This window comes from Mesorhizobium carmichaelinearum, from assembly GCF_900199455.1.
GTDB lineage: Bacteria > Pseudomonadota > Alphaproteobacteria > Rhizobiales > Rhizobiaceae > Mesorhizobium > Mesorhizobium carmichaelinearum.
On the sequence record NZ_FZQR01000007.1, the window covers coordinates 34,412 to 55,844 of the forward strand.

23 protein-coding genes are annotated in these 21,433 nt (G+C 62.8%); 16 read left to right on the forward strand and 7 right to left on the reverse strand.

The features are described from left to right. Positions 1 to 51: 51 nt before the first annotated feature. On the reverse strand, positions 52 to 852 hold the full coding sequence (locus tag CKW40_RS17125; RefSeq protein WP_095201086.1) for an SDR family oxidoreductase: 801 nt from the start codon (positions 850 to 852) through the stop codon (positions 52 to 54). Then, a complete protein-coding gene (locus CKW40_RS17130) occupies positions 849 to 1,178 on the reverse strand; it encodes a nuclear transport factor 2 family protein (protein WP_095201377.1) in 330 nt (109 codons plus the stop codon). The genes CKW40_RS17125 and CKW40_RS17130 overlap by 4 nt, the downstream gene beginning before the upstream one ends. 157 nt (positions 1,179 to 1,335) lie before the next feature. On the opposite strand from CKW40_RS17130, the gene CKW40_RS17135 reads away from it, so the two are divergent. Beyond that, entirely contained in the window at positions 1,336 to 1,659 is a 324-nt protein-coding gene (locus CKW40_RS17135) for a winged helix-turn-helix transcriptional regulator (RefSeq protein WP_179298008.1), read from the forward strand. Positions 1,660 to 1,887: 228 nt separating this feature from the next. After that, complete coding sequence (locus tag CKW40_RS17140; RefSeq protein WP_095201088.1) at positions 1,888 to 2,199, forward strand: hypothetical protein; 312 nt, start codon at positions 1,888 to 1,890, stop codon at positions 2,197 to 2,199. Positions 2,200 to 2,203: 4 nt separating this feature from the next. Here CKW40_RS17140 and CKW40_RS17145 read toward each other — a convergent pair whose 3' ends face one another. Then, positions 2,204 to 2,896, reverse strand: coding sequence for a GntR family transcriptional regulator (locus CKW40_RS17145; RefSeq protein ID WP_179297998.1), 693 nt, complete (start codon positions 2,894 to 2,896; stop codon positions 2,204 to 2,206). A gap of 69 nt (positions 2,897 to 2,965) precedes the next feature. Between CKW40_RS17145 and CKW40_RS17150 the strand changes: the two genes are divergently transcribed. Genes CKW40_RS17150 through CKW40_RS17160 form a run of 3 tightly spaced genes read left to right on the forward strand, consistent with a single transcriptional unit; the run spans position 2,966 to position 6,248 of the window. Continuing rightward, on the forward strand, positions 2,966 to 3,901 hold the full coding sequence (locus CKW40_RS17150) for a dihydrodipicolinate synthase family protein (RefSeq protein WP_095201089.1): 936 nt from the start codon (positions 2,966 to 2,968) through the stop codon (positions 3,899 to 3,901). Between the two features lie 14 nt (positions 3,902 to 3,915). Next, entirely contained in the window at positions 3,916 to 5,229 is a 1,314-nt protein-coding gene (locus CKW40_RS17155) for an NAD(P)/FAD-dependent oxidoreductase (protein ID WP_179297999.1), read from the forward strand. A gap of 17 nt (positions 5,230 to 5,246) precedes the next feature. Further along, the gene (locus CKW40_RS17160) at positions 5,247 to 6,248 is read left to right on the forward strand and encodes a 4-hydroxyproline epimerase (protein ID WP_095201090.1); all 1,002 of its coding nucleotides are present in this window, start codon (positions 5,247 to 5,249) and stop codon (positions 6,246 to 6,248) included. Here CKW40_RS17160 and CKW40_RS17165 read toward each other — a convergent pair. After that, complete coding sequence (locus CKW40_RS17165) at positions 6,241 to 7,146, reverse strand: LysR substrate-binding domain-containing protein (protein WP_095201091.1); 906 nt, start codon at positions 7,144 to 7,146, stop codon at positions 6,241 to 6,243. The two genes, CKW40_RS17160 and CKW40_RS17165, sit on opposite strands and share 8 nt — an antisense overlap. A gap of 133 nt (positions 7,147 to 7,279) precedes the next feature. Between CKW40_RS17165 and CKW40_RS17170 the strand changes: the two genes are divergently transcribed. The 10 genes from CKW40_RS17170 (at position 7,280) to CKW40_RS17215 (ending at position 19,032) form a co-directional block, all read left to right on the forward strand. Further along, positions 7,280 to 7,666: an ectoine synthase gene (locus CKW40_RS17170; protein WP_095201092.1), complete on the forward strand. Its 387-nt coding sequence runs from the start codon at positions 7,280 to 7,282 to the stop codon at positions 7,664 to 7,666. A 445-nt stretch (positions 7,667 to 8,111) separates the two neighbouring features. Next, entirely contained in the window at positions 8,112 to 9,014 is a 903-nt protein-coding gene (locus CKW40_RS17175; protein ID WP_095201093.1) for a branched-chain amino acid ABC transporter permease, read from the forward strand. Between the two features lie 4 nt (positions 9,015 to 9,018). Then, positions 9,019 to 10,614 (forward strand): high-affinity branched-chain amino acid ABC transporter permease LivM, encoded by a 1,596-nt coding sequence (livM, locus tag CKW40_RS17180; protein WP_095201094.1) that lies wholly within the window; start codon positions 9,019 to 9,021, stop codon positions 10,612 to 10,614. Next, positions 10,614 to 11,735, forward strand: coding sequence for an ABC transporter ATP-binding protein (locus CKW40_RS17185; protein ID WP_095201095.1), 1,122 nt, complete (start codon positions 10,614 to 10,616; stop codon positions 11,733 to 11,735). The genes livM and CKW40_RS17185 overlap by 1 nt, the downstream gene beginning before the upstream one ends. Then, positions 11,735 to 12,463: an ABC transporter ATP-binding protein gene (locus tag CKW40_RS17190; RefSeq protein ID WP_095201096.1), complete on the forward strand. Its 729-nt coding sequence runs from the start codon at positions 11,735 to 11,737 to the stop codon at positions 12,461 to 12,463. The genes CKW40_RS17185 and CKW40_RS17190 overlap by 1 nt, the downstream gene beginning before the upstream one ends. 112 nt (positions 12,464 to 12,575) lie before the next feature. Further along, positions 12,576 to 12,923, forward strand: a complete 348-nt coding sequence (locus CKW40_RS17195) for a DUF6867 family protein (protein ID WP_095201097.1) — start codon at positions 12,576 to 12,578, stop codon at positions 12,921 to 12,923. A 137-nt stretch (positions 12,924 to 13,060) separates the two neighbouring features. Next, complete coding sequence (locus CKW40_RS17200; protein ID WP_095201098.1) at positions 13,061 to 14,179, forward strand: branched-chain amino acid ABC transporter substrate-binding protein; 1,119 nt, start codon at positions 13,061 to 13,063, stop codon at positions 14,177 to 14,179. Between the two features lie 304 nt (positions 14,180 to 14,483). Continuing rightward, a complete protein-coding gene (gene pyc / locus CKW40_RS17205) occupies positions 14,484 to 17,942 on the forward strand; it encodes a pyruvate carboxylase (protein ID WP_095201099.1) in 3,459 nt (1,152 codons plus the stop codon). Positions 17,943 to 18,103: 161 nt separating this feature from the next. Continuing rightward, positions 18,104 to 18,364, forward strand: coding sequence for a DUF2312 domain-containing protein (locus CKW40_RS17210; RefSeq protein ID WP_027053014.1), 261 nt, complete (start codon positions 18,104 to 18,106; stop codon positions 18,362 to 18,364). A 215-nt stretch (positions 18,365 to 18,579) separates the two neighbouring features. Further along, a complete protein-coding gene (locus CKW40_RS17215) occupies positions 18,580 to 19,032 on the forward strand; it encodes a hypothetical protein (protein WP_095201100.1) in 453 nt (150 codons plus the stop codon). Positions 19,033 to 19,058: 26 nt separating this feature from the next. Here CKW40_RS17215 and CKW40_RS17220 read toward each other — a convergent pair whose 3' ends face one another. Next, positions 19,059 to 19,568: an arsenate reductase ArsC gene (locus CKW40_RS17220; protein WP_095201101.1), complete on the reverse strand. Its 510-nt coding sequence runs from the start codon at positions 19,566 to 19,568 to the stop codon at positions 19,059 to 19,061. Between the two features lie 139 nt (positions 19,569 to 19,707). On the opposite strand from CKW40_RS17220, the gene CKW40_RS17225 reads away from it, so the two are divergent. After that, positions 19,708 to 20,052 (forward strand): hypothetical protein, encoded by a 345-nt coding sequence (locus CKW40_RS17225; protein WP_095201102.1) that lies wholly within the window; start codon positions 19,708 to 19,710, stop codon positions 20,050 to 20,052. Positions 20,053 to 20,121: 69 nt separating this feature from the next. Here the strand turns inward: CKW40_RS17225 and msrB are convergent, their stop codons facing one another. Further along, a complete protein-coding gene (gene msrB / locus CKW40_RS17230; protein ID WP_013529102.1) occupies positions 20,122 to 20,526 on the reverse strand; it encodes a peptide-methionine (R)-S-oxide reductase MsrB in 405 nt (134 codons plus the stop codon). A 100-nt stretch (positions 20,527 to 20,626) separates the two neighbouring features. Then, positions 20,627 to 21,424: an MBL fold metallo-hydrolase gene (locus CKW40_RS17235; RefSeq protein ID WP_095201103.1), complete on the reverse strand. Its 798-nt coding sequence runs from the start codon at positions 21,422 to 21,424 to the stop codon at positions 20,627 to 20,629. Between the last annotated feature and the right edge of the window lie 9 nt (positions 21,425 to 21,433).

A 21,433-nucleotide genomic window follows, 5' to 3' on the forward strand; every position in this document is an offset into this window, starting at 1 on the left:
TTATTTTCACAAAATCAGGGCGCAGCTTTTGTTGCGCCCTTTTCTTTTGCATCACACCGTTGGAATCGTGCCACCATCGATGACGTATTCGGCGCCGTGGATCGATGCCGCTCGGTCCGAGACAAGAAATGCCACCAGTTCGGCAACCTCCTGCGGCCATGCCGGCCGGCCGATCGGGATGCCGCCCAGCGCATCCATGATGCCCTGGCGGGCGGTTGCCTCATCCGAACCCGAGTGGGATGCCAGTCGTTTCACCATGGCTTCCGAAGCGCTGGTGTGGATCCAGCCCGGCGCCACTGAGTTGACGCGGATGCCTTTCGGACCAAGCTCCCTCGACAGCGCCTTGCTGTAGGTTGAGAGGGCTGCCTTGGCCGCCGCGTAGGCGATGGTGGATTCGTGCAGCGGCAGGCGGCGCTGGATCGACGATATGTGGACGATCACGCCTGCGCCTTGCTCGATCATATGCGGGACAAGCAGGCGATCGAGCCGCACCGCCGCCAACAGATTCAGGCTGAGCTCGTCCTGCCAGAGCTGATCGGTCAGTCCGGCAAACCCGCCACCCGGGCTCTTCGAACCGCCGACGCTGTGCACGATGATGTCGATGCCACCAAGCTGTTCCATGATGGCCGCGGCAACTGTCTCGGTACCCGCCAAAGTACTCACATCGGCCTGCACGAACAGCTTCGGCCGGCATGCTTCGGTCGCTGAGCGGGCGGTCGTGAGAACGATCGCGCCTGCCGCGGAAAGTCTTCGCACGAGGGCTTCGCCGGCACCCTTGGTGCCGCCGGTGACCAGAACGCGCTTGCCGGCGAATTCCCGGTCGTCGATCGCAAATTTCGGGATGACGGTCATGCGCCGATATCCAGTCGCGTGATCCGGTCGTCGGTCAATGTGAAGACGTAGTGCAGCGTCGCAGGGCTGCCTGGGAAATTTCCCGACACGATGCCGGCGATCCGCCATGCATCGCCATTGGCGGTCGCCTCGGCGACCTCGACGGTCACCCGATATTTACGTGTCGTCTCCTCCATCCAGCCGCGGATGGCGTCCGAACCCCGATGGGTTTTGCCTTCGTCCTTGACCGTGGCGTCCGACGCGAAAGGAATGAGCATGGCGTCGATGTCATGCCGGTTCTTGGCGGCAAAATAATCGGCCAGCGGCTGCGGAAGCTTTGCGGTCATGATGGCATCTCCGGTTCCAGTTCCTGCCGTCGGCTTGCAGGCCTGCGGCACTTGTCCGGCCTCTAAAATGCGATATGCTGCTGAAATGACAAGAACCGACGAAAAAGTAAGGTACTTACCTGAAAGTAAGGTTGGGCCCGAAAGTAAGCCGGAGGTGCTGACGCCGTTGTCGGCGGCAAGTGGCGTCGAGAATGTGCTGCGTATCCTCGAAGGCCGCTGGAAACTGGTGATCCTGTTTCACCTGTTCGGCGGCAAGGTGCTGCGCTTTTCCGACCTCGAACGGGCGATCCCGGCGATCTCGCAGAAAATGCTGATCCAGCAGTTGCGACAGATGGAGGCCGACGGCATCGTTCGCCGTATCGTGCACCACCAGGTGCCGCCGAAGGTCGAATACTGCTTGACCGACTGGGGCCAGGCACTGTGCCCCGCTCTCGATGCCTTGCTGAAATGGGCGGCCCTTCGCGAACCCGCGGAAGCTTGACGCGGGTCGTCGTCCTGCAACGCGCCGCGAGCTCCGAAATGGCGCTTGTTTTCGGATCGAGGCCTCACCATATCGATTCCAGGGAATGATAAAGTTCCCTGACGACAGACCGGAAACCAGAAGGAGTGACGTGATGAAGACGTCGAACCCGGCCTGGAGCGTTTCGGTATATTGAGGCTGCCTATGTGCCTCCCTTTGCCGGAACGCCAAGGCGAAGGAGGTGCCCCCATGGCACACAAATTTTCGTTTCGATGGATCAGGATAGCCGCGATCGGCATCGCGCTGGCGCTGTCGACGCTATCGGCACAGGCGCAATTCATCTGCGGCGGCCACAGTGACCTTGTTGCGGCATTGGCAAAGGCCTTGCAACAAAAGCAGATCGGCTACGGTGTGGTTGGCCAGGCCGCCATTGTCGAGGTCTATGTTTCGGCAAGTGGGACCTGGTCGATGCTGGTGACCGACGTGCAGGGCCGGAGCTGCATTTTCGCGACCGGTGACGGATGGGAGAATACCGCCATCGCCACCGCGCAAGGAATCTGATCGCTCAGCGCGTCGCGGCGACCTCGGCATGGCCGCGCAGCAGTGCCATCAGCCGCTTGGCATCCTTGGCGGCTGCTTCCTCGTCGCCGTCCAAGATCGAGCGGATCAGCGCGACATGATGCTCGGCTGATTCGGCGAGGCCCGTGTCCGCCTTGTAGCGGAACCAGAAGCGGCGGCTGTGGGTTTGCAGAGGCGCTGCCAACCGGGCGGCGAAGGGGTTGTCAGCGGCCATCGCCAGAGCCTCGTCGAGCGCCTTGTCGGCCTGGATGAAGGCAAGCACATTGCCCGAGATGACCGCCTTCTGCATGGCAAGGGCCGCCTCGTGAAACAGGTCGGCGGCCTCGCGGGTGACGAAGCGAGCGGCCGAACGAGCAAGTACCACTTCGACGCCGCGGCGGGCGTCGAGCACGCGCAGCCAGTCGCCCGGGTGCAGCGGCGCGATCGCGATGCCGGCGCGTGGCCTGACGTCCAGCAGCCCTTCCCAGGCCAGCCGCTGGATCGCCTCGCGCACCGGCGTGCGGCCGAGCGCCAGCTTTTCGATGAGGGCTCCTTCGGTGACGAAGCTCGCCGGCGCCAGTTCCAGCGTGACGATCATATGCTCGAGCACGCGGTAAGCCCTGCCCGCCGCCGGCTCGGACGTCATGGTTGCTTCCATGGATATCAAAGGCGATCTCCTGATATATTCGGGATATATCATAACAGATTCCGCATTGACAGCAGGTTTCTTAACAGATATACGACTGATATATCAGATGGAGACGCGATTATGTGGACTGGAGTTTTCCCCGCCGTCACGACCAAATTCACCGCCGACGATCGGCTCGACCATGCCGAGATGGAGCGCTGCTTCGGCCTGCAGATGGAGGCCGGTTGCGACGGCATCATCGTCTGCGGCTCGCTCGGCGAAGGGCCGATGCTGTCGCCTGACGAGAAGATCGAGGTGCTGAAGACCGCGCAGAAAGTCGCCGGCAAGAAGCCGGTGCTGCTGACGGTCAATGAAGCAGGCACCCGCGAGGCCGCCAGCATCGCCAGGCGTGCCGCCAGTGAAGGCGCCGATGGCCTGATGGTGGTGCCGAGCCCGATCTACCACACCAACGCGGAAGAGACGGTCGCGGCGCTGCGCGCAGTCGCGGAGGCCGGCGACCTGCCGGTCATGATCTACTCCAACCGGCTCGCCTATCGCGTCGACGTCACCGTCGACCAGATGGAGGAGCTGGCTTCGGACAAGCGCTTCGTCGCCATCAAGGAATCCTCCGACGATATCAGGCGCTCGACCGAGATCATCAACCGCCTGGGCAGCCGCTATGATCTGTTTACCGGTGTCGACAATCTCGCCTTCGAGGCGCTGTCGGTCGGCGCCATCGGCTGGGTGGCCGGTCTGGTCACCGCCTTCCCACGCGAGACCGTCGCCATCTTCCAGCTGATGAAGCAGGGCCGCCGCGAGGAGGCGCTCGCCATCTACCGCTGGTTCCGACCCTTGCTCGACCTCGATGTCTCGACCTACCTGGTCCAAAACATCAAGCTTGCCGAAGTGCTGGCGATTGGTACCAATGACCGCGTGCGCATGCCGCGCCAGCCGCTGTCGGGCGAACGCCGCAAGGCGGTCGAGAAGATCATAGGGGATGCGCTGGCGGTGCGGCCGAAGCTGCCGTCGCTCCAGACGTCTTCTCGATCGGCGGACAAACTGGTGGCAGCCGAATAAGGGACAGCACCGACGTGCCAGGAAATTCCAAATCCCCGGAACAGGAGCAACGCTCCGCCACTGGGGCACCTTCTCCCCGTTCGCGGGGGGAAGGCGAGGACATCGCCATCATCGGCGGCGGCATCATCGGCATCTGCGCAGCGGCCTTCCTTGCCGAGGCAGGGCGGAACGTTACGGTTTTCGACCGAACCGGCATCTGCGAGGAGACGAGCTCCGGCAATGCGGCGGCCTTCGCCTTCTCGGATGTGCTGCCGCTGGCGCACAAGGGCATGATCAAGAATCTGCCGAAATGGCTGGCCGATCCGCTCGGCCCGCTCAGCATCCCGCCAGCCTACCTGCCGAAGCTGCTGCCCTGGCTGATCCGCTTCTGGCGCGCCGGCGCGCCAGCGAAATACGAAGCCAGCCTCGCCGCCCAGGCCGGCATGATGAAGCTCGCCGAAGCGGAATGGATGGGCCTGCTCGATCGCTCCGGCACAAGGCCGATGCTGCGCGAGGATGGCTCGATCGAACTTTATGAAAGCGAGGCCGAGTTCCAAGCCTCCCTGTCCGGCTGGGCGGCGCGTGAGCGTTTCGGCATCGGCTTTCGCCATGTCGAGGGCGAGGGCCTGGCGGGTTTGCAGCCGGGGCTGTCTCCGCGCTTCATCAAGGGCACTTTCGTGCCGGGCTGGAAGACGGTCGCCGACCCAAAGCTGCTCGGCAAGGCGGTGTGGGCCTACGCCGAGGCCAAGGGCGCCCGCTTTGAAGGGGCCAGGATCGACCGGGTCGCGGCGGATCAGGATGGTGCGACGCTGACCCTGGCCGACGGCACGACCAGGCAGGCCAGGCAGCTTGTCGTCGCCGCCGGTGCATGGTCGCACCTTTTGGCGCGGCAGCTTGGCGACCGCATTCCGCTGGAGACTGAGCGCGGCTACAACACGACCTTGCCCAAAAGCGCCTTCGACGTGAAGCGGCAGCTGATCTTCTCCGGCCATGGCTTCGTCATCACGCCGCTGGAGACAGGCCTGCGCGTTGGCGGTGCCGTCGAACTCGGCGGCATAGAGCGGCCGCCCAATTTTGCCCGCTCGAAGGCGCTGTTGCAGAAGGCACAGCAGTTCCTGCCCGGGCTCGATCCCTCGGGCGGGCGCGAATGGATGGGCTTCCGGCCCTCGCTGCCGGATTCGGTACCTGTCATCGGCAAAGCGTCGGGAAGCCGGCCGGTGGTCTATGCTTTCGGCCACGGCCATCTCGGCCTGACCCAGGCCGCGGCAACCGGACGGTTGATCCGGGAAATCGTCCTGGGGCAGGTTGCGCCTGTTGATCTCGCCCCCTTCAGTCCACAACGGTTTTGAATTTTTCGAGGAACGACATGGCCAAGAAATCCTTCTTCTGCATCGACGGCCACACGTGCGGCAATCCGGTGCGGCTGGTCGCCGGCGGCGGCCCGTTGCTCGAGGGCTCGACGATGATGGAACGGCGCGCACACTTCCTCGCCGAATATGACTGGATCCGCACCGGCCTGATGTTCGAGCCGCGCGGCCATGATGTGATGTCGGGTTCGATCCTCTATCCGCCGACGCGAGAGGATTGCGACATCGCCATCCTGTTCATCGAAACCTCGGGCTGCCTGCCGATGTGCGGCCACGGCACCATCGGCACGGTGACGATGGCGATAGAGCACGGGCTGATCAAGCCGAAGACGCCAGGTGTGCTGAGGCTCGACACGCCGGCCGGCCTGGTTATCGCCGAGTACAAACAGGTCGGCGAGTATGTCGAGGAGGTGCGCATCACCAACGTGCCGTCGTTCCTCTATGCCGAGGGGCTGACCGTCGAATGTCCCGGGCTCGGTGAGATCAGCGTCGATGTCGCCTATGGCGGCAATTTCTACGCCATCGTCGAGCCGCAGAAGAACTATCGCGACATGGCTGACCATTCCGCCGGCGATTTCATCGCCTGGAGCCCGGTGGTGCGGCAGCGGCTCAACGAGAAATATTCCTTCGTGCATCCGGAAAATCCCGGCATCAACAAGCTGTCGCACATGCTGTGGACCGGCAAGCCGACGGTGGAAGGGGCCGACGCCCGCAATGCCGTCTTCTACGGCGACAAGGCCATCGACCGCTCGCCGTGCGGCACCGGCACCTCGGCGCGCATGGCGCAGCTTCACGCCAAGGGCAAGCTCAAGGCCGGCGACGCCTTCGTGCATGAATCGATCATCGGTTCGCTGTTCAAGGGCAAGGTCGAAAAAGAGGTCACGGTGGCGGGCAAGCCGGCGATCATTCCCTCGATCGGCGGCTGGGCGCGGATGACCGGACTGAACACGATCTTCATCGACGACCGCGATCCGTTCGCGCACGGTTTCGTGGTCAAGTGATACCAGCGGATCGCTGATCATCAGCATCGACCGAAACCGCCCGGCGAAACCAGTCGGCGAAGGTGCGCGCGGCTGATGAGGCATCCACCGACATCGTCAGAAAATAGCTCTTGTCGCGGTTGGTCGAGACATCGGACAGAACCACCAGGTCGCCGCGCTTCAGTTCGTCACGAAAGACGTCGACCGGACAAAGCGCCACGCCGTGGCCGGCGATGACCGCAGTCGCAAGAATGTTGAAGTCGGCGAAGACGGGTCCGTTGCCGACATCGACATTGGGCAGGCCGGCCTCGGAGAACCATTCGCGCCAGCCCTGTCGGTTCTCGTCATGCAAAAGGTCGGCGGCAGCGATACCCGAAGCTGTTCGTAGCTGCTGCCTGCCAGCGAGGTAATGCGGACTGCACACCGGCCGGTTGAGGCGTGAAAACAGCTTGAGGCTGGTGACGCCAGGCGTCGGATCGGCTCCGAGCGTGATCAGCACATCGTTCTCATCATCTCCGAGCCTGTCCTCGGCCTTGGCATAAGCCACCCGCATACCGATATCGGGATGGCTGGCGGTAAAGTCCGGCAGGCGGGGAACCAGCCAGCGGCTGGCGATGGACGGTATGCAGCCTACGGACAGTGTCGCCGACCCTGCATTGCGGCGGATGCGCCGGCATGTGGCGCCGAGTTCGGCAAGGGCGCCGCTCGCCGACGCCTGCAGGATCACGCCAGCATCCGTCAGCCGTACCTTGCGTGCGTCCCGGTGGAACAGAGGCGTGCCCAGCCACTCTTCAAGCCGCCTTATCTGGTGGCTGACGGCGGGATGCGTGACGTGAAGCTCTTCGGCGGCGGCCGAAAAGCTCAAGCGACGGGCGGCAGCCTCGAAAGCGCGGATGGCATTCAGCGGGATATAGTCCATCTGTAAAATTTACTAACACATCAGGTGAGAAGCAATCATTTGAATGTCCATACACATTGCGGCACTCCTGCATCCATTCCATCGGCCTTGCCGGCATTCCTGGTCCGGGCCACGATCTGCAGGGAAAGAAAGCATGTTCACCAGACAACTGGCTGATGTAGAAAAATCTGACTTCTTCGTGGATTGGGGCAATGGCACCAGCCACCGCCTGCTGACACAGCGGGACGGCATGGGCTTCACCGTCTGCCACACTGTCGTGCGCGCCGGCAGCGAATCGCGGCTGCAGTATCGGCGGCATTTCGAGGCCTGCTACTGCATCGCCGGGGCTGGTGAGGTCGAAGACATGTCCGGCGCGGTGCATCGCATCGAACCCGGCACGATCTATGTGCTCGACGAACATGACGACCACTATCTGCGTGCCGACGCCTCCGGCGACATGATCCTGGTAAGTGTCTTCAATCCTCCCCTTCAGGGCACGGAGCGGCATGCGCTGAGCGAGGACGGGGGATCAGCGTACTGATCCGGAGTGGGGTAATTTCCTTGTTCGGCAGCCAGGCAGGCACAGTCGCTTGAATGCGATGCTCGCGGACGACCGCGATCCATTCGAGCATGGCTTTGAGGTCAGCCAGGAGGAATCCTGACCTTGGGGAAAGGAGTGTGGCGAAAAGACGAGCCGTGTCAGGAACGCAACGATTCTTCTTATCACCTAATTTTGACGGCGATTTCTTCGAAACGGGGCGCATGATACGGCCGAATCGTCAAAGACATTGCGTTATGCCAATGATAGGGTCCGCGATAGTCCAGGGGTCGGGTGCAAAAAACGGGCGGTCGAAACGACGTGAATCAGAAACACGCGGGGCGGTCAAAAAAATCACGTTGCAATCCGGGCTCGAAACTTTACGACTAGGGGAAATACGAAAAGGAATGCGTCTGCATGGGCGACATTCCAGGGGAGCCATGTACACATGCAGTATTTTGTCCAGCAGCTTATCAATGGGCTGACGCTGGGATCGATCTATGGGCTGATCGCAATCGGCTACACGATGGTCTACGGCATCATCGGCATGATCAACTTCGCCCATGGCGATATCTTTATGGTGGGCGCCTTCTCGGCGCTGATCGTTTTTCTGATCCTTACGGCGCTGTTTTATTCGGTGCCCGTGGTCATCGCGCTGCTGATCATGATGATAGTAGCGATGCTGCTGACCAGCCTCTACAACTGGACGATCGAGAAGGTGGCCTACCGGCCGCTGCGCGGTTCGTTCCGGCTGGCGCCGCTGATCACCGCCATCGGCATGTCGATCGCGCTGTCGAATTTCGTCCAGGTGACGCAAGGCCCGCGCAACAAGCCGATCCCGCCAATGGTCAGCCAAGTCTACAGCATCAACGGCGTCAGCGTGTCGCTGAAGCAGATCATCATCGTCATCGTCACCGCGCTGCTCCTGGCGCTGTTCTGGTACCTGGTCAACAGGACCTCGCTTGGCCGCGCCCAGCGCGCCTGCGAACAGGATCGCAAGATGGCGGCGCTGCTCGGCATCGATGTCGACCGCACCATCTCGATCACCTTCATCATGGGCGCCGCCCTTGCCGCCGTCGCCGGCACGCTGTTCCTGATGTATTACGGCGTCGTTGCCTTCTCCGACGGCTTCACACCTGGTGTGAAAGCCTTTACGGCGGCGGTGCTCGGCGGCATCGGCTCACTGCCGGGTGCCGTGCTCGGCGGGCTGATGATCGGCTTCATCGAGAGCATGTGGTCGGCGTATTTCTCGATCGACTACAAGGACGTCGCGGCGTTCTCGATCCTGGCGATCGTGCTGATCTTCCTGCCTTCCGGCATTCTGGGCCGGCCAGAAGTCGAAAAGGTCTGAGATCATGGCCGTCACCGTATCTCCCGAGCGCGACACCGTCGCCACCCCTATCCAGCGCGCCCTCAAAGAAGGGTTCTATGCCGGCGCCATCTCGCTTGGCCTGTTCGTGCTGTTCATCGGTCTGAAGACCGGTCAGAACATGTCCAATGAACTGGTCGTGACGACGCGCTGGGGCCTGCTCGCCGCCGTGGTGATCGCCACGGCCGTCGGGCGCTTCCTCTACGTCGCCTATGGCCAGCCCTTCATGGCCAGCCAGAAGATAACCAATGTTGCCACCGGCCTGTTGCCGGCCAGCGTGGCGTCACGATTCTTCCAGTTGCCGTGGTTCGTCGCGGCTGTTGTCGTAGCGCTGCTGCTGTTCGTGTTCAACAGCTCGCTCGCCGGATGGGTGGGAGCAGAACCGGCCGGCTATCTGCAATTCCTGCGCGCCCTGGCGATCATCTATGTGCTGGCTTGCGTGATCTACTACTTCCGCGCCTTCATCCATGCCAACTTCACCAGATTGGGCATCACGGCGCTTGTGCTGTACCCGATCCTCGTGGTCGCGGTGCTGTCGCTGAACGCCTGGTCCATCACCGGCGGTCTGCAGGGGTCGCTGAAATGGGTCGACAATTTCGGCATCCAGATCCTGATCTATGTGATGCTGGCCTGGGGCCTGAACATCGTCGTCGGCCTCGCCGGCCTGCTCGACCTCGGCTATGTCGCCTTCTATGCGCTTGGCGCCTATGCCTATGCGCTTCTTGCCACGCAATACGGCCTGTCGTTCTGGATCCTGTTGCCGGCCGCCGGCGCCATGGCCGCTCTCTGGGGGGTGCTGCTCGGCTTCCCCGTGCTACGCCTGCGCGGCGACTATCTGGCGATCGTGACGCTGGCCTTCGGCGAGATCATCCGTCTGGTGCTGATCAACTGGCGTGAGGTCACCAACGGTTCGGCCGGCATTTCCGGCATTCCCAAGGTCAGCTTCTTCGGCCTGATGTCGTTCAACGTGTCGGACCCCAACTACATCGCCAAGGTGCTGGGCATCGCCCAGTCGGGCGCCTACTACAAGATCTTCCTCTACTATCTGATCCTGGGCCTGTGCCTGCTCACCGCCTTCGTCACCATCAGGCTGCGCCGTCTGCCGGTCGGCCGTGCATGGGAGGCCTTACGCGAGGACGAGATCGCCTGTCGCTCGCTCGGCATCAACACCACCACCACCAAACTGACCGCCTTTGCCACCGGCGCCATGTTCGGTGGCTTCGCCGGCTCGTTCTTCGCCGCGCGGCAAGGCTTCGTCAGCCCGGAATCCTTCGTCTTCCTGGAATCGGCGATCATCCTGGCGATCGTCGTTCTCGGCGGCATGGGCTCGCTGGTCGGCATTGCGGTTGCCGCGATGGTGATGATCGGCGGCACCGAGGCGCTGCGCGAACTCGACTTCCTCAAGGAGATCTTCGGGCCGGACTTCACGCCCGAACTCTACCGCATGCTTCTCTTCGGCATGGCCATGGTCATCGTCATGCTGTGGAAGCCGCGTGGCTTCGTCGGCAGTCGCGAACCGACCGCTTTCCTGAAAGAGCGAAGGGCCGTCTCCGGTTCCTTTACCAAGGAAGGACACGGCTGATGAATGCGAACTCGATTCAGAAAGCCAATCCGGGCATGAACGACGCCATCCTCCAGGTCCAACATCTGTCGATGAAGTTCGGCGGCCTGGTCGCCATCGGCGATCTGTCCTTCGCCGCCAAGCGCGGCGAGATCACAGCGCTGATCGGCCCCAATGGCGCCGGCAAGACCACCGTGTTCAACTGCATCACCGGCTTCTACAAGCCGTCGGAAGGCATGATCACGCTCAACCGGAACGATGGCTCGAGCTTCCTGCTCGAGCGGTTGCCCAACCATGAGATCCCGGCGCGTGCCAAGGTGGCGCGCACCTTCCAGAACATCCGCCTGTTCTCCGGCATGACGCTCTTGGAGAACCTGCTGGTCGCTCAACACAACAAGCTGATGAAGGCATCGGGCTATACGATCCTGGGCCTGTTCGGCTTCAGCGGCTACCGCAAGGCTTCGGCCGAATCGATCGAGCTTGCCAGGCACTGGCTGGAGAAGGCCGATCTTATCGATCGCGCCGACGATCCGGCCGGCGACCTGCCCTATGGCGCACAGCGGCGTCTCGAGATCGCACGCGCAATGTGCACCGGGCCAGAGCTTCTGTGCCTCGACGAGCCGGCCGCCGGCCTCAATCCGAAGGAATCAGCGGCGCTCAACGAACTGCTGATCGACATCAAGAACACGTCAGGCGCTTCGATCCTGCTGATCGAGCACGACATGTCCGTGGTGATGCAGATTTCCGACCATGTCGTGGTGCTGGAATATGGCCGCAAGATCTCCGACGGCAGCCCGCAGTCGGTGCGCACCGATCCGCGCGTCATCGCCGCCTATCTCGGCGTCGACGACGAGGAGGTCGAGACCGTGCTGACCGAAGTCGGCGACGAAGACGTCATCGAGCAACTCGACATAGGGCCGGATGCCGCGCATGGCCCGGGGACATCGTCATCATACCTGGCCGGACCGGTGAGCGACACCGTCGGACACAGCGAGGGCGAGCGTGTCACCGTGTCGAAGGGTGCTTCGAAGGCGGCGCAGGTCGATGCAAAGGCCAACTTGCCAAGAAAGCCGTCCGAGCGGGCCACGGCCAAGTCGACCGGAAAAGCCTCGACAGCCAAGCCGCGTGGAGGGCGTAAATAATGGCCGGGACAACGCTGCTCGACATTAAGGGCGTGCAAACCTACTACGGCAACATCCGGGCGCTGAACGGAGTCGATGTCACCGTCAAGGAGGGTGAGATCGTGGCGCTGATCGGCGCCAACGGCGCCGGCAAATCGACGCTGATGATGACCATTTTCGGGGCACCGCGCGCCCGCGCTGGCACCATCACCTTCGCCGGCACCGACATTACCCAGTTGCCGACGCACGAGATCGCGCGCATGCGCATCGCCCAGTCGCCGGAAGGTCGCCGTATCTTCCCGCGCATGACGGTGATGGAAAACCTGCAGATGGGCGCCAGCCTCGACAACCTCAAGCACTATGACGAGGACGTCGAGAAGGTGTTCACGCTGTTCCCGCGGCTCAAGGAGCGCATCGCCCAGCGCGGTGGCACGCTGTCGGGCGGCGAGCAGCAGATGCTGTCGATCGGACGCGCACTGATGGCGCGACCCAAGCTGCTGCTGCTCGACGAGCCGTCGCTGGGCCTGGCGCCGCTGATCGTCAAGCAGATCTTCGATGCCATCCGCGAGTTGAACCGCACGCAAGGGCTGACCGTGTTCCTGGTCGAGCAGAACGCGTTCGGCGCGCTGAAGCTCGCCACGCGCGGTTATGTCATGGTCAACGGCAATGTGACGATGAGCGGCACCGGCAAGGAGCTGCTCGCCAATCCGGAAGTGCGCGCCGCCTATCTCGAAGGCGGACACCACTGAGTTTGGAGCGGAATGTGTGCATCCGGTATTCCGCTCCAAGTTGTTTGTTTGTCGCATGACCTTTGTCCGAAAAGTCTGCAACTTTTCGGGATCATGCTAGGGAGACTTCATCATGCAGGGCATTCTCTATGAGGAACCCTCGATCTGGCAGTTCTTCTTCGTCACCTGCCTGCTCGGCGGCTGGGCGGCCTGGATGACCGGCAAGGCCAGTGCCCAGACCTGGCGCAGCTTTCCGCAGCTGTTCGCCTATCTGCTGGGTCTCGGCATCGGCATCCGCTTCATCCATCACGCGCTGTTTGGCGGCACGATGTTTTCGCTGCACTACTATATCGTCGACACCATCGTGCTGATGATATTGGGCTTCGTCGGCTATCAATACACACGAACAAACCAGATGGTCACGCAGTATAATTGGCTCTACGAAAGAGCTTCAATCTTGAGCTGGAAACCGAAAGGTTGACGTTCATCATTAACGCCGCGTCAGGGATGAATCGGCGTGACAAGTGCCTGAAAATCGGCAAACTATGCTTTCTGCGATAAGGGTGGGCATCGCATGAAAGCTTCATCCACGCCCACTCCGTTAATGGGAGCGTTTAAATGAAAAAGACACTTTTGTCCGCCGTCGCCCTGACCGCGCTGGTCGCGTTCGGTGGCAGCGCGTGGGCTGATGTAATGTTCGGCGTTGCCGGTCCGATCACCGGTCCGAATGCGGCCTTCGGCGCACAGCTGCAGAAGGGCGCGGAGGCGGCGGTCGCCGAGATCAACGCCAAGGGCGGCATCAACGGCGAGCAGATCAAGCTCGAAATCGGCGACGACGTCTCCGACCCGAAGCAAGGTATCTCGGTCGCCAACAAGTTCGTCGGCGACGGCGTCAAGTTCGTGGTCGGCCACTTCAACTCGGGCGTGTCGATCCCGGCCTCGGAAGTCTACGCTGAAAACAACATCGTCGAGATCACGCCGGCCGCGACCAACCCGAAGTTCACCGAGCGTGGCCTGTGGAACGTGTTCCGCACCTGCGGACGCGATGACCAGCAGGGCAGCATTGCCGGCGCCTATCTCGCCGCGAACTTCAAGGACGCCAAGATCGCCGTCGTGCACGACAAGACCACCTACGGCCAGGGCCTTGCCGACGAAACCAAGAAGGCGATGAACGCCGCCGGCGTCACGGAAGTGATGTATGAAGGTATCAATGTCGGCGACAAGGACTTCTCGGCGCTGATCGCCAAGATGAAGGAAGCCGGCGTTACCATCATCTATTGGGGCGGTTTGCACACCGAAGCCGGCCTGATCATCCGCCAGGCGGCTGACCAGGGCCTCAAGGCGACGCTGATTTCCGGCGACGGCATCGTGTCGAACGAGCTGGCTTCGATCGCTGGCGACGCGGTTGCGGGCACGCTCAACACGTTCGGCCCGGATCCGCGCCTGATCCCCGCCAACAAGGAACTCGTCGAGAAGTTCCGTGCGCAGGGCTTCGAACCGGAAGCCTACACGCTCTACGCCTACGCTGCCGTGCAGGCGCTCGCGGAAGCAGCAACTGCTGCCAAGTCGAACGACCCGCAGGCCGTCGCCAAGGCGCTGCATGCGAACGGCCCGTTCAAGACCGTGCTCGGCGATCTGTCCTATGACGCCAAGGGCGATCCGACGCTGCCCGGCTACGTCATGTACGAGTGGAAGAAGGGCGCCGACGGCAAGTACACCTACATCCAGAAGATGTAAGCCTGTCGACATCGGTCACTATGAAATGCCCGGCGCTTCGCGCCGGGCATTTTTCGTTTCACGGCATGTCGTCCAAAAGCGGCCCCGGTTTTAGGCCGGACGATATGCGGCTTAGCCGGAAAATGATCGCGCCTTGAACGACAGCTCCGGCGCTTTTTTGCGCGTTCGAATGAATGCGACCGGCTTTGTCGCAAAGATTCGATTTAAATCGATTGAATCACCTGTCAATTTTGTTTGCGCTGCAGCATTTTCACGCTAATCATTGCTCCGATTTCCCGTTCCTTCCGCTGCTGGAGCCCAGTCCTTGGCCATCACGAAGATCCTCGTCGCCAACCGGTCAGAAATCGCCATCCGCGTCTTTCGCGCGGCCAACGAGCTGGGCCTCAAAACCGTGGCGATCTGGGCCGAGGAGGACAAATATTCGCTGCACCGGTTCAAGGCCGACGAAAGCTACCAGGTCGGGCGCGGGCCGCACTTGAGCAAGGACATGGGGCCGATCGAGAGTTATCTGTCGATCGAGGAGGTGATCCGCGTCGCCAGGCTTTCGGGCGCCGATGCCATCCACCCCGGCTACGGGCTTCTGTCGGAAAGCCCGGAATTCGCCGAAGCCTGTGCGCAAGCCGGCATCACCTTCATCGGCCCGAAGCCGGACACGATGCGCCGCCTCGGCAACAAGGTCGCGGCACGCAACCTCGCCATCGAGGTCGGCGTGCCGGTCATTCCCGCCACGGATCCGTTGCCGGATGATATGGAGGCGGTCAAGAAACTGGCCAAGGAGATCGGCTATCCAGTGATGCTGAAGGCGTCCTGGGGCGGCGGCGGCCGCGGCATGCGCGCCATCCGCGCCGAGGCCGATCTCGCCCGCGAGGTGACGGAAGGCAAGCGCGAGGCGAAAGCCGCCTTCGGCAAGGACGAGGTCTATCTCGAAAAGCTGATCGAGCGCGCCCGCCACGTCGAGGTGCAGGTGCTTGGCGACACACATGGCAATGTCGTGCACCTGTTCGAGCGCGATTGCTCGATCCAGCGCCGCAACCAGAAGGTCGTCGAACGGGCGCCCGCGCCCTATCTCGAAATGTCGCAGCGCGAGGAGCTTTGCGGCTACGCGCTGAAGATCGCGCGCGAGACCAGCTATATCGGCGCCGGTACGGTCGAGTTCCTGCAGGACGCCGATACGGGGAAATTCTATTTCATCGAGGTCAACCCGCGCATCCAGGTCGAGCATACCGTCACCGAGCAGGTGACCGGCATCGACATCGTCAAGGCGCAGATCCACATCCTCGACGGCTTCGCCATCGGCACGCCGCAATCAGGCGTGCCGGCGCAGAAGGACATCAGGCTGAACGGCCATGCCTTGCAGTGCCGCATCACCACCGAGGATCCCGAGCATAATTTCATCCCGGATTACGGCCGCATCACCGCCTATCGCGGCGCCACCGGCTTCGGCATCCGCCTGGACGGCGGCACCGCCTATTCCGGCGCGGTCATCACCCGCTTCTACGATCCGCTGCTGGAGAAGGTGACGGCGTGGGCGCCGACGCCGGCCGAGACCATCGCGCGCATGAACCGCGCGCTGCGCGAGTTCCGCATCCGCGGCGTCGCCACCAACCTCACCTTCCTCGAAGCGATCATCAACCATCCGAGCTTCGCCGACAATTCCTATACGACGAAGTTCATCGACACGACGCCGGAGCTGTTCCAGCAGGTCAAACGGCAGGATCGCGCGACCAAGCTCATCAACTATCTGGCCGATGTCAGCGTCAACGGCCATCCCGAGACGCGCGGCCGGCCGATGCCGAAGGCCGATGCGGCCGCACCCGTCGTGCCCTACCTCAACGGCAATGTGCCCGGCGGCAGCAAGCAGAAGCTCGACGTGCTCGGTCCGGAGAAATTCGCCGGCTGGATGCGCGAGCAGAAGGAAGTTCTGGTCACCGACACGACGATGCGCGACGGCCACCAGTCGCTGCTCGCCACGCGCATGCGCACGCACGACATTGCCAATATTGCCGGCACCTATGCGCGCGCCCTGCCGCAGCTTCTGTCGCTGGAATGCTGGGGCGGCGCGACCTTCGACGTCGCCATGCGCTTCCTCACCGAGGATCCGTGGGAGCGGCTGAGCAAAGTGCGCGAGGCGGCCCCCAATCTGTTGCTGCAGATGCTGCTGCGCGGCGCCAACGGCGTTGGCTACACCAACTACCCCGACAATGTCGTGCAGCATTTCGTCAAGCAGGCGGCGAGCGGTGGCATCGACCTGTTCCGCGTCTTCGACTGCCTGAACTGGGTCGAGAACATGCGCGTCGCCATGGACGCCGTCGGCGCCGAGGGCAAGCTGTGTGAGGCGGCGATGTGCTACACCGGCGACATTCTCGATCCGGCGCGGGCCAAGTACGACCTCAAATATTATGTCGGGCTGGCCGGTGAATTGCAGGCCGCCGGCGCCCACATCCTCGCCGTCAAGGACATGGCCGGCCTACTGAAGCCCGCCGCAGCCCGCGTGCTGTTCAAGGCGCTGCGCGAGGCGACCGACCTGCCGATCCATTTCCACACCCACGATACGTCGGGCCTGTCGGCGGCGACCGTGCTGGCGGCGGTGGAGAGCGGCGTCGACGCCATCGACGCGGCGATGGATGCCTTCTCCGGCAACACGTCGCAGCCTTGCCTGGGCTCGATCGTCGAGGCGCTGAAGGGCACCGAACGCGACCCCGGCCTCGACCCGCAATGGATCCGCAAAATCTCGTTCTACTGGGAAGCGGTGCGCAACCAGTACGCTGCCTTTGAGAGCGACCTGAAGGGGCCGGCCTCGGAAGTCTATCTGCACGAAATGCCGGGCGGACAGTTCACCAACCTCAAGGAACAGGCGCGCTCGCTCGGGCTGGAGACACGCTGGCACGAGGTCGCGCAGACCTATCACGACGTCAATCTGATGTTCGGCGACATCGTCAAGGTGACGCCGTCGTCCAAGGTCGTCGGCGACATGGCGCTGATGATGGTGAGCCAGGATCTGACCGTCGCCGATGTCGAGAACCCGGCCAGGGACATCGCCTTCCCGGACTCGGTCGTCTCGATGCTGCGCGGCGATCTCGGCCAGTCGCCCGGCGGCTGGCCGGCGGCGCTGCAGAAGAAGGCGCTGAAGGGCGACAAGCCGATCACGGCGCGGCCAGGCTCGCTCTTGAAGCCCGCCGATCTCAAGGCGAGCCGCAAGGAGATCGAGGAGAAACTGGAGCGCAAGCTCAATGAATACGAATTCGCCTCGTGGCTGATGTATCCGAAGGTGTTCACCGACTTTGCCGGCGCGCAGGAGACCTACGGCCCGGTCAGCGTGCTGCCGACGCCGACCTACTTCTACGGCATGAAGTCGGAAGATGAGATCTTCGTCGACATTGAAAAGGGCAAGACGCTTGTGGTGCGGTGCCTTGCCATCGGCGATGTAGACGACAAGGGCATGGTCACCGTGTTCTTCGAGCTCAACGGCCAGCCGCGTCGCGTCAAGGTGCCGGATCGGGCGCATGGCGCCTCCGCCGCCAAGGCGCGCCGCAAGGCCGAGCCCGGCAACGAGGCGCATGTCGGCGCGCCGATGCCAGGCGTGGTCTCGGCACTTTCGGTCGCCGCCGGCCAGGCGGTGAAGGCCGGTGACGTGCTGCTCTCCATCGAAGCGATGAAGATGGAGACGGCGCTGCATGCCGAGCGCGATGGCACCGTCGCCGAGGTGCTGGTCAAGGCCGGCGACCAGATCGATGCCAAGGATCTGCTGATCGCGTTCGCTTAAGCGTCCGCAAACAACGGGCGGGCTGTCGGCTTCTGTCGGCAGCCCTTGGTGAGCTGTTCGATAACAGCTTGACCCGCCGCCGCCGGTCGGGCATCGAACCGGCTCGAATTTGCCGCCGTCTTTCCCCGAGTCGCGGCGCGGAACCAATTTTGGAGAAAAACATGGCCGACGATATCACCGAGACCAGCCAGACTGTTGCCGCCGGCCAGCTGCGTGCCCTCATCGAGCGCATCGAGCGGCTCGAGGAAGAGAAGAAGACGATCGCCGACGACATCAAGGAAGTGTTCGCCGAGGCCAAGGGCACCGGCTTCGACACCAAGGCCATCCGCACCATCATCCGGCTGCGCAAGAAGGACCAGGCCGAGCGTCAGGAAGAGGACGCCATCCTCGATCTGTACATGGCCGCGCTCGGCATGGAGTAGAGACTGTCTGGAAATTCTACTCCGGCGGCCATCTGATGGCGTTTTCTGCGCTTCCCGGTTCTACTGTGTCGCAGTAGAACCGAGCTCACGTACTTAAGTACGCTCCGCTACGGTTCTCGAAACCACCACCATATGACTCGCCAGAGCGAATTTCGAAACAGTCTCGGTCGAGTGTGATCCTGGGCCGAGTGTGATGCTGGAGAGAGCATCGAACCATGAGCGAATTTGACTTTGGCGGACGCCGCGCCTCTGAATTCCGTCATCGCGGCTTCTGGTCGTTGTTCGCTGAACGGCATCCGGAAGAAAGAACCCGGCTGGCGCGGCGCGGACCCTGGTTCTGGCAGCGCGGGCTGCCCGACTTCACCCTGGTCCTTTCCATGTATGTCGCGCCGGCGCAGAACCATGTCGGCGTCTTCTTCGGCCGCAACGAGAAGTTCGGCGCCACGCAAAGCTGGTCGCGGTTGAAGCCGTTCCAGCTGGCGATCGAGGACCGGCTGCAGCTCAGGCCGGAGCAAAGCTCGCAAGGTCTCGGCATCAATTCGATGTGGCGGGTCAACTGCTATGCCGAGGACAACTGGCCTGCCATGACCGACTGGCTGGTGACGGAATGCTCGCGCGTCGAGCGTGCCGTGATTGCGGTGGTCGGAAACGCCTGGTCGCAAGTCTGACGGCCTCGACGCGCGCAGCGACCCGTTCAGTTCGGCGGCGGGGCCTCTCTGCCGATGTCGTCCAAATGTTCCTGCAGGGCCAGACGATCAAGCGACCCCATCGGCAGATTGCTGAACACCGCGATGCGGTTGTTCAGCATGCGGTAGGCGTCGGCGAAAGCGAGATGCCGCTCGGCTTCCGTGCCGCTGGCCTTGGCGGGGTCCGGCACCGCCCAAAGCGCCGTCATCGGATGACCGGGCCAGACAGGGCAGCTCTCATCCGCGGTGTTGTCGCAGACGGTGAAGATGAAATTCATCTGCGGCGCGTCGGGCCCGGAGAACTCATCCCAGCTCTTCGAACGGGCAAAGGACGTGTCGTAGCTCAGGCTTTCCAGCAACTGAAGCGCATAGGGGTTGACGCTGCCTTTCGGTCGCGCGCCGGCGGAATAGGCCTTGAATCGCCCGGCTCCGATCCGGTTCAAGATGGCCTCTCCGATGATCGAGCGGGCGGAGTTGGCGTTGCAAAGAAAGAGAACGTTGTAGACATGATCGCTCATTCCGAACCCCTCCATATTTGCGCAAATGACAGAATGCGATACGGATCACAGCTATGTGATCATACATGGTCCGGCGGCAGATTTCTGCGCCGTCCGAGGTGCTTTTTCGAGACATGCTGAGTTAGCGAAGGCTCGACCGATGGACGATCTCGATGCGCTGGGCGCGGCGCCCGAAGGGGCCAAACGGAACGCCGGCTTCTTTCGCTCACGTTGGCTTGGCGAGGTCCCGCTCGACCGGCTGTTCGGGCGCGACATGCTGCTGGTCGGCACGGCCCTCAACATAGCCTCTTCGGCGCTAGCTCTGGTGCTGCTCGGGCTGAAGCTGCCGCTCTGGGCGGTGCTGGCGGTGCATTTTCTGCCGGTGCCCTACAACATCTTTCTCACCATCGCGGTCTGGCGGACGGCCGAGAAATCCGGTGGCGCCAAGGCTTCGCTGATGATTCTGGGTTCGGCGCTTTGGCTGATCGCCACAGTTGTCGCCTGAAGCGCTCAGCCTGCGCATACGAAAAAGGGCGGCCGAAGCCGCCCTTTGCCGAAAACCATAAGATGCCGATCAGGCGGCCGGCTCGAATTTCAGCGCCACGCCATTGATGCAGTAGCGCAGGCCGGTCGGCGGCGGGCCGTCCTCGAAGACATGGCCGAGATGGCTGCCGCAGCGCGCGCAATGGCACTCGGTGCGGACCATGCCGTAGCTGCGGTCGACGGTGTTCTCGACGGAGCCGGGCACGGGATCGTTGAAGCTCGGCCAGCCGGTGCCGCTCTCGAACTTCAGCTTGGATTCGAACAGCGGCTGGTCGCAGCCGACGCAGGAAAATGTGCCGGCACGCTTCTCGTAGAGCAGGGCGCAGCTTCCCGGCCGCTCGGTGCCGTGGCCGCGCATAACCGCATATTGCTCCGGCGTCAGCCGGGCGCGCCATTCGGCATCGGTGCGGGTGACGGGGTAGGTGTGGGTGTCCATTTGATCTCCTCAGCCTTGCCGGCTCGTTGTTGATTGCAACCTCATATTCGCACCAACATAGGCATTTGTTACCGGATTTTCTCGCATTTTCGATCGCCTGTCATGCGATGGCCGCGAGATAACGAGCGACCGATGCGTTGAACGCCGCCTTCCCGTCGCTGATAATATTCAGCTCCCACCATGCGCCACGGATGTCGTCGAAGTCGAAGGGTTCCAGTGCTGCCGCGATGCGGCGTACGGCCGCCGCGCTGAGCGGTATCTGGTTGGGGTAGCTGTACATGAAGCTGACATGGCGGCGCGTCGGCGTCACCTGCACGGTGTCGCCGGTCAGCAGCGCGTTGCCGCCCTCGCGCTGCCAGTGCAGCACTTGGCTGCCGGCAAAATGGCCGCCGCAGCGGATGAGGGTCAGCGACGGATTGAGGGCAAGCGTCTCGCCTTGCCAGCTGACGATCGAGGGATGCGGCCGCATGATCCATTGGTGATCGTCGGCGTGGAGATAGATCGGCACGCCGCCAAACGCCTCACTCCATTCACCCATCGCCGAATAGAAATGGCAGTGCGAGATGGCGATGGCCGCCAGGCCGCCGCGCCGGGTGATCTCGGCCACGGCCTCGTCGCTGACCATCGAGACGCAGTCCCACAGCACATTGCCGTGCTGCGTCTGCACCAGCTGCGCCCGCTGGCCGATGGCAAAGCGCGGCTCGATGCCGAAGCCGAGCACGCCGGCATCGTCCCGCATCATCAGCCGATGCCCGGCGGCAAGCTCCTGCGGCGCGATCCAGGCCTGGCCTTCCCAGCGCACGAACTGCCGCTCGTCCTCGCAGACCGGGCAGTGTTGCGGCGGCGTCTCGGCAGCCGCGAACTGGACGCCGCATTGCAGGCAGAGGAAGCAGGTCATCGGATCCGT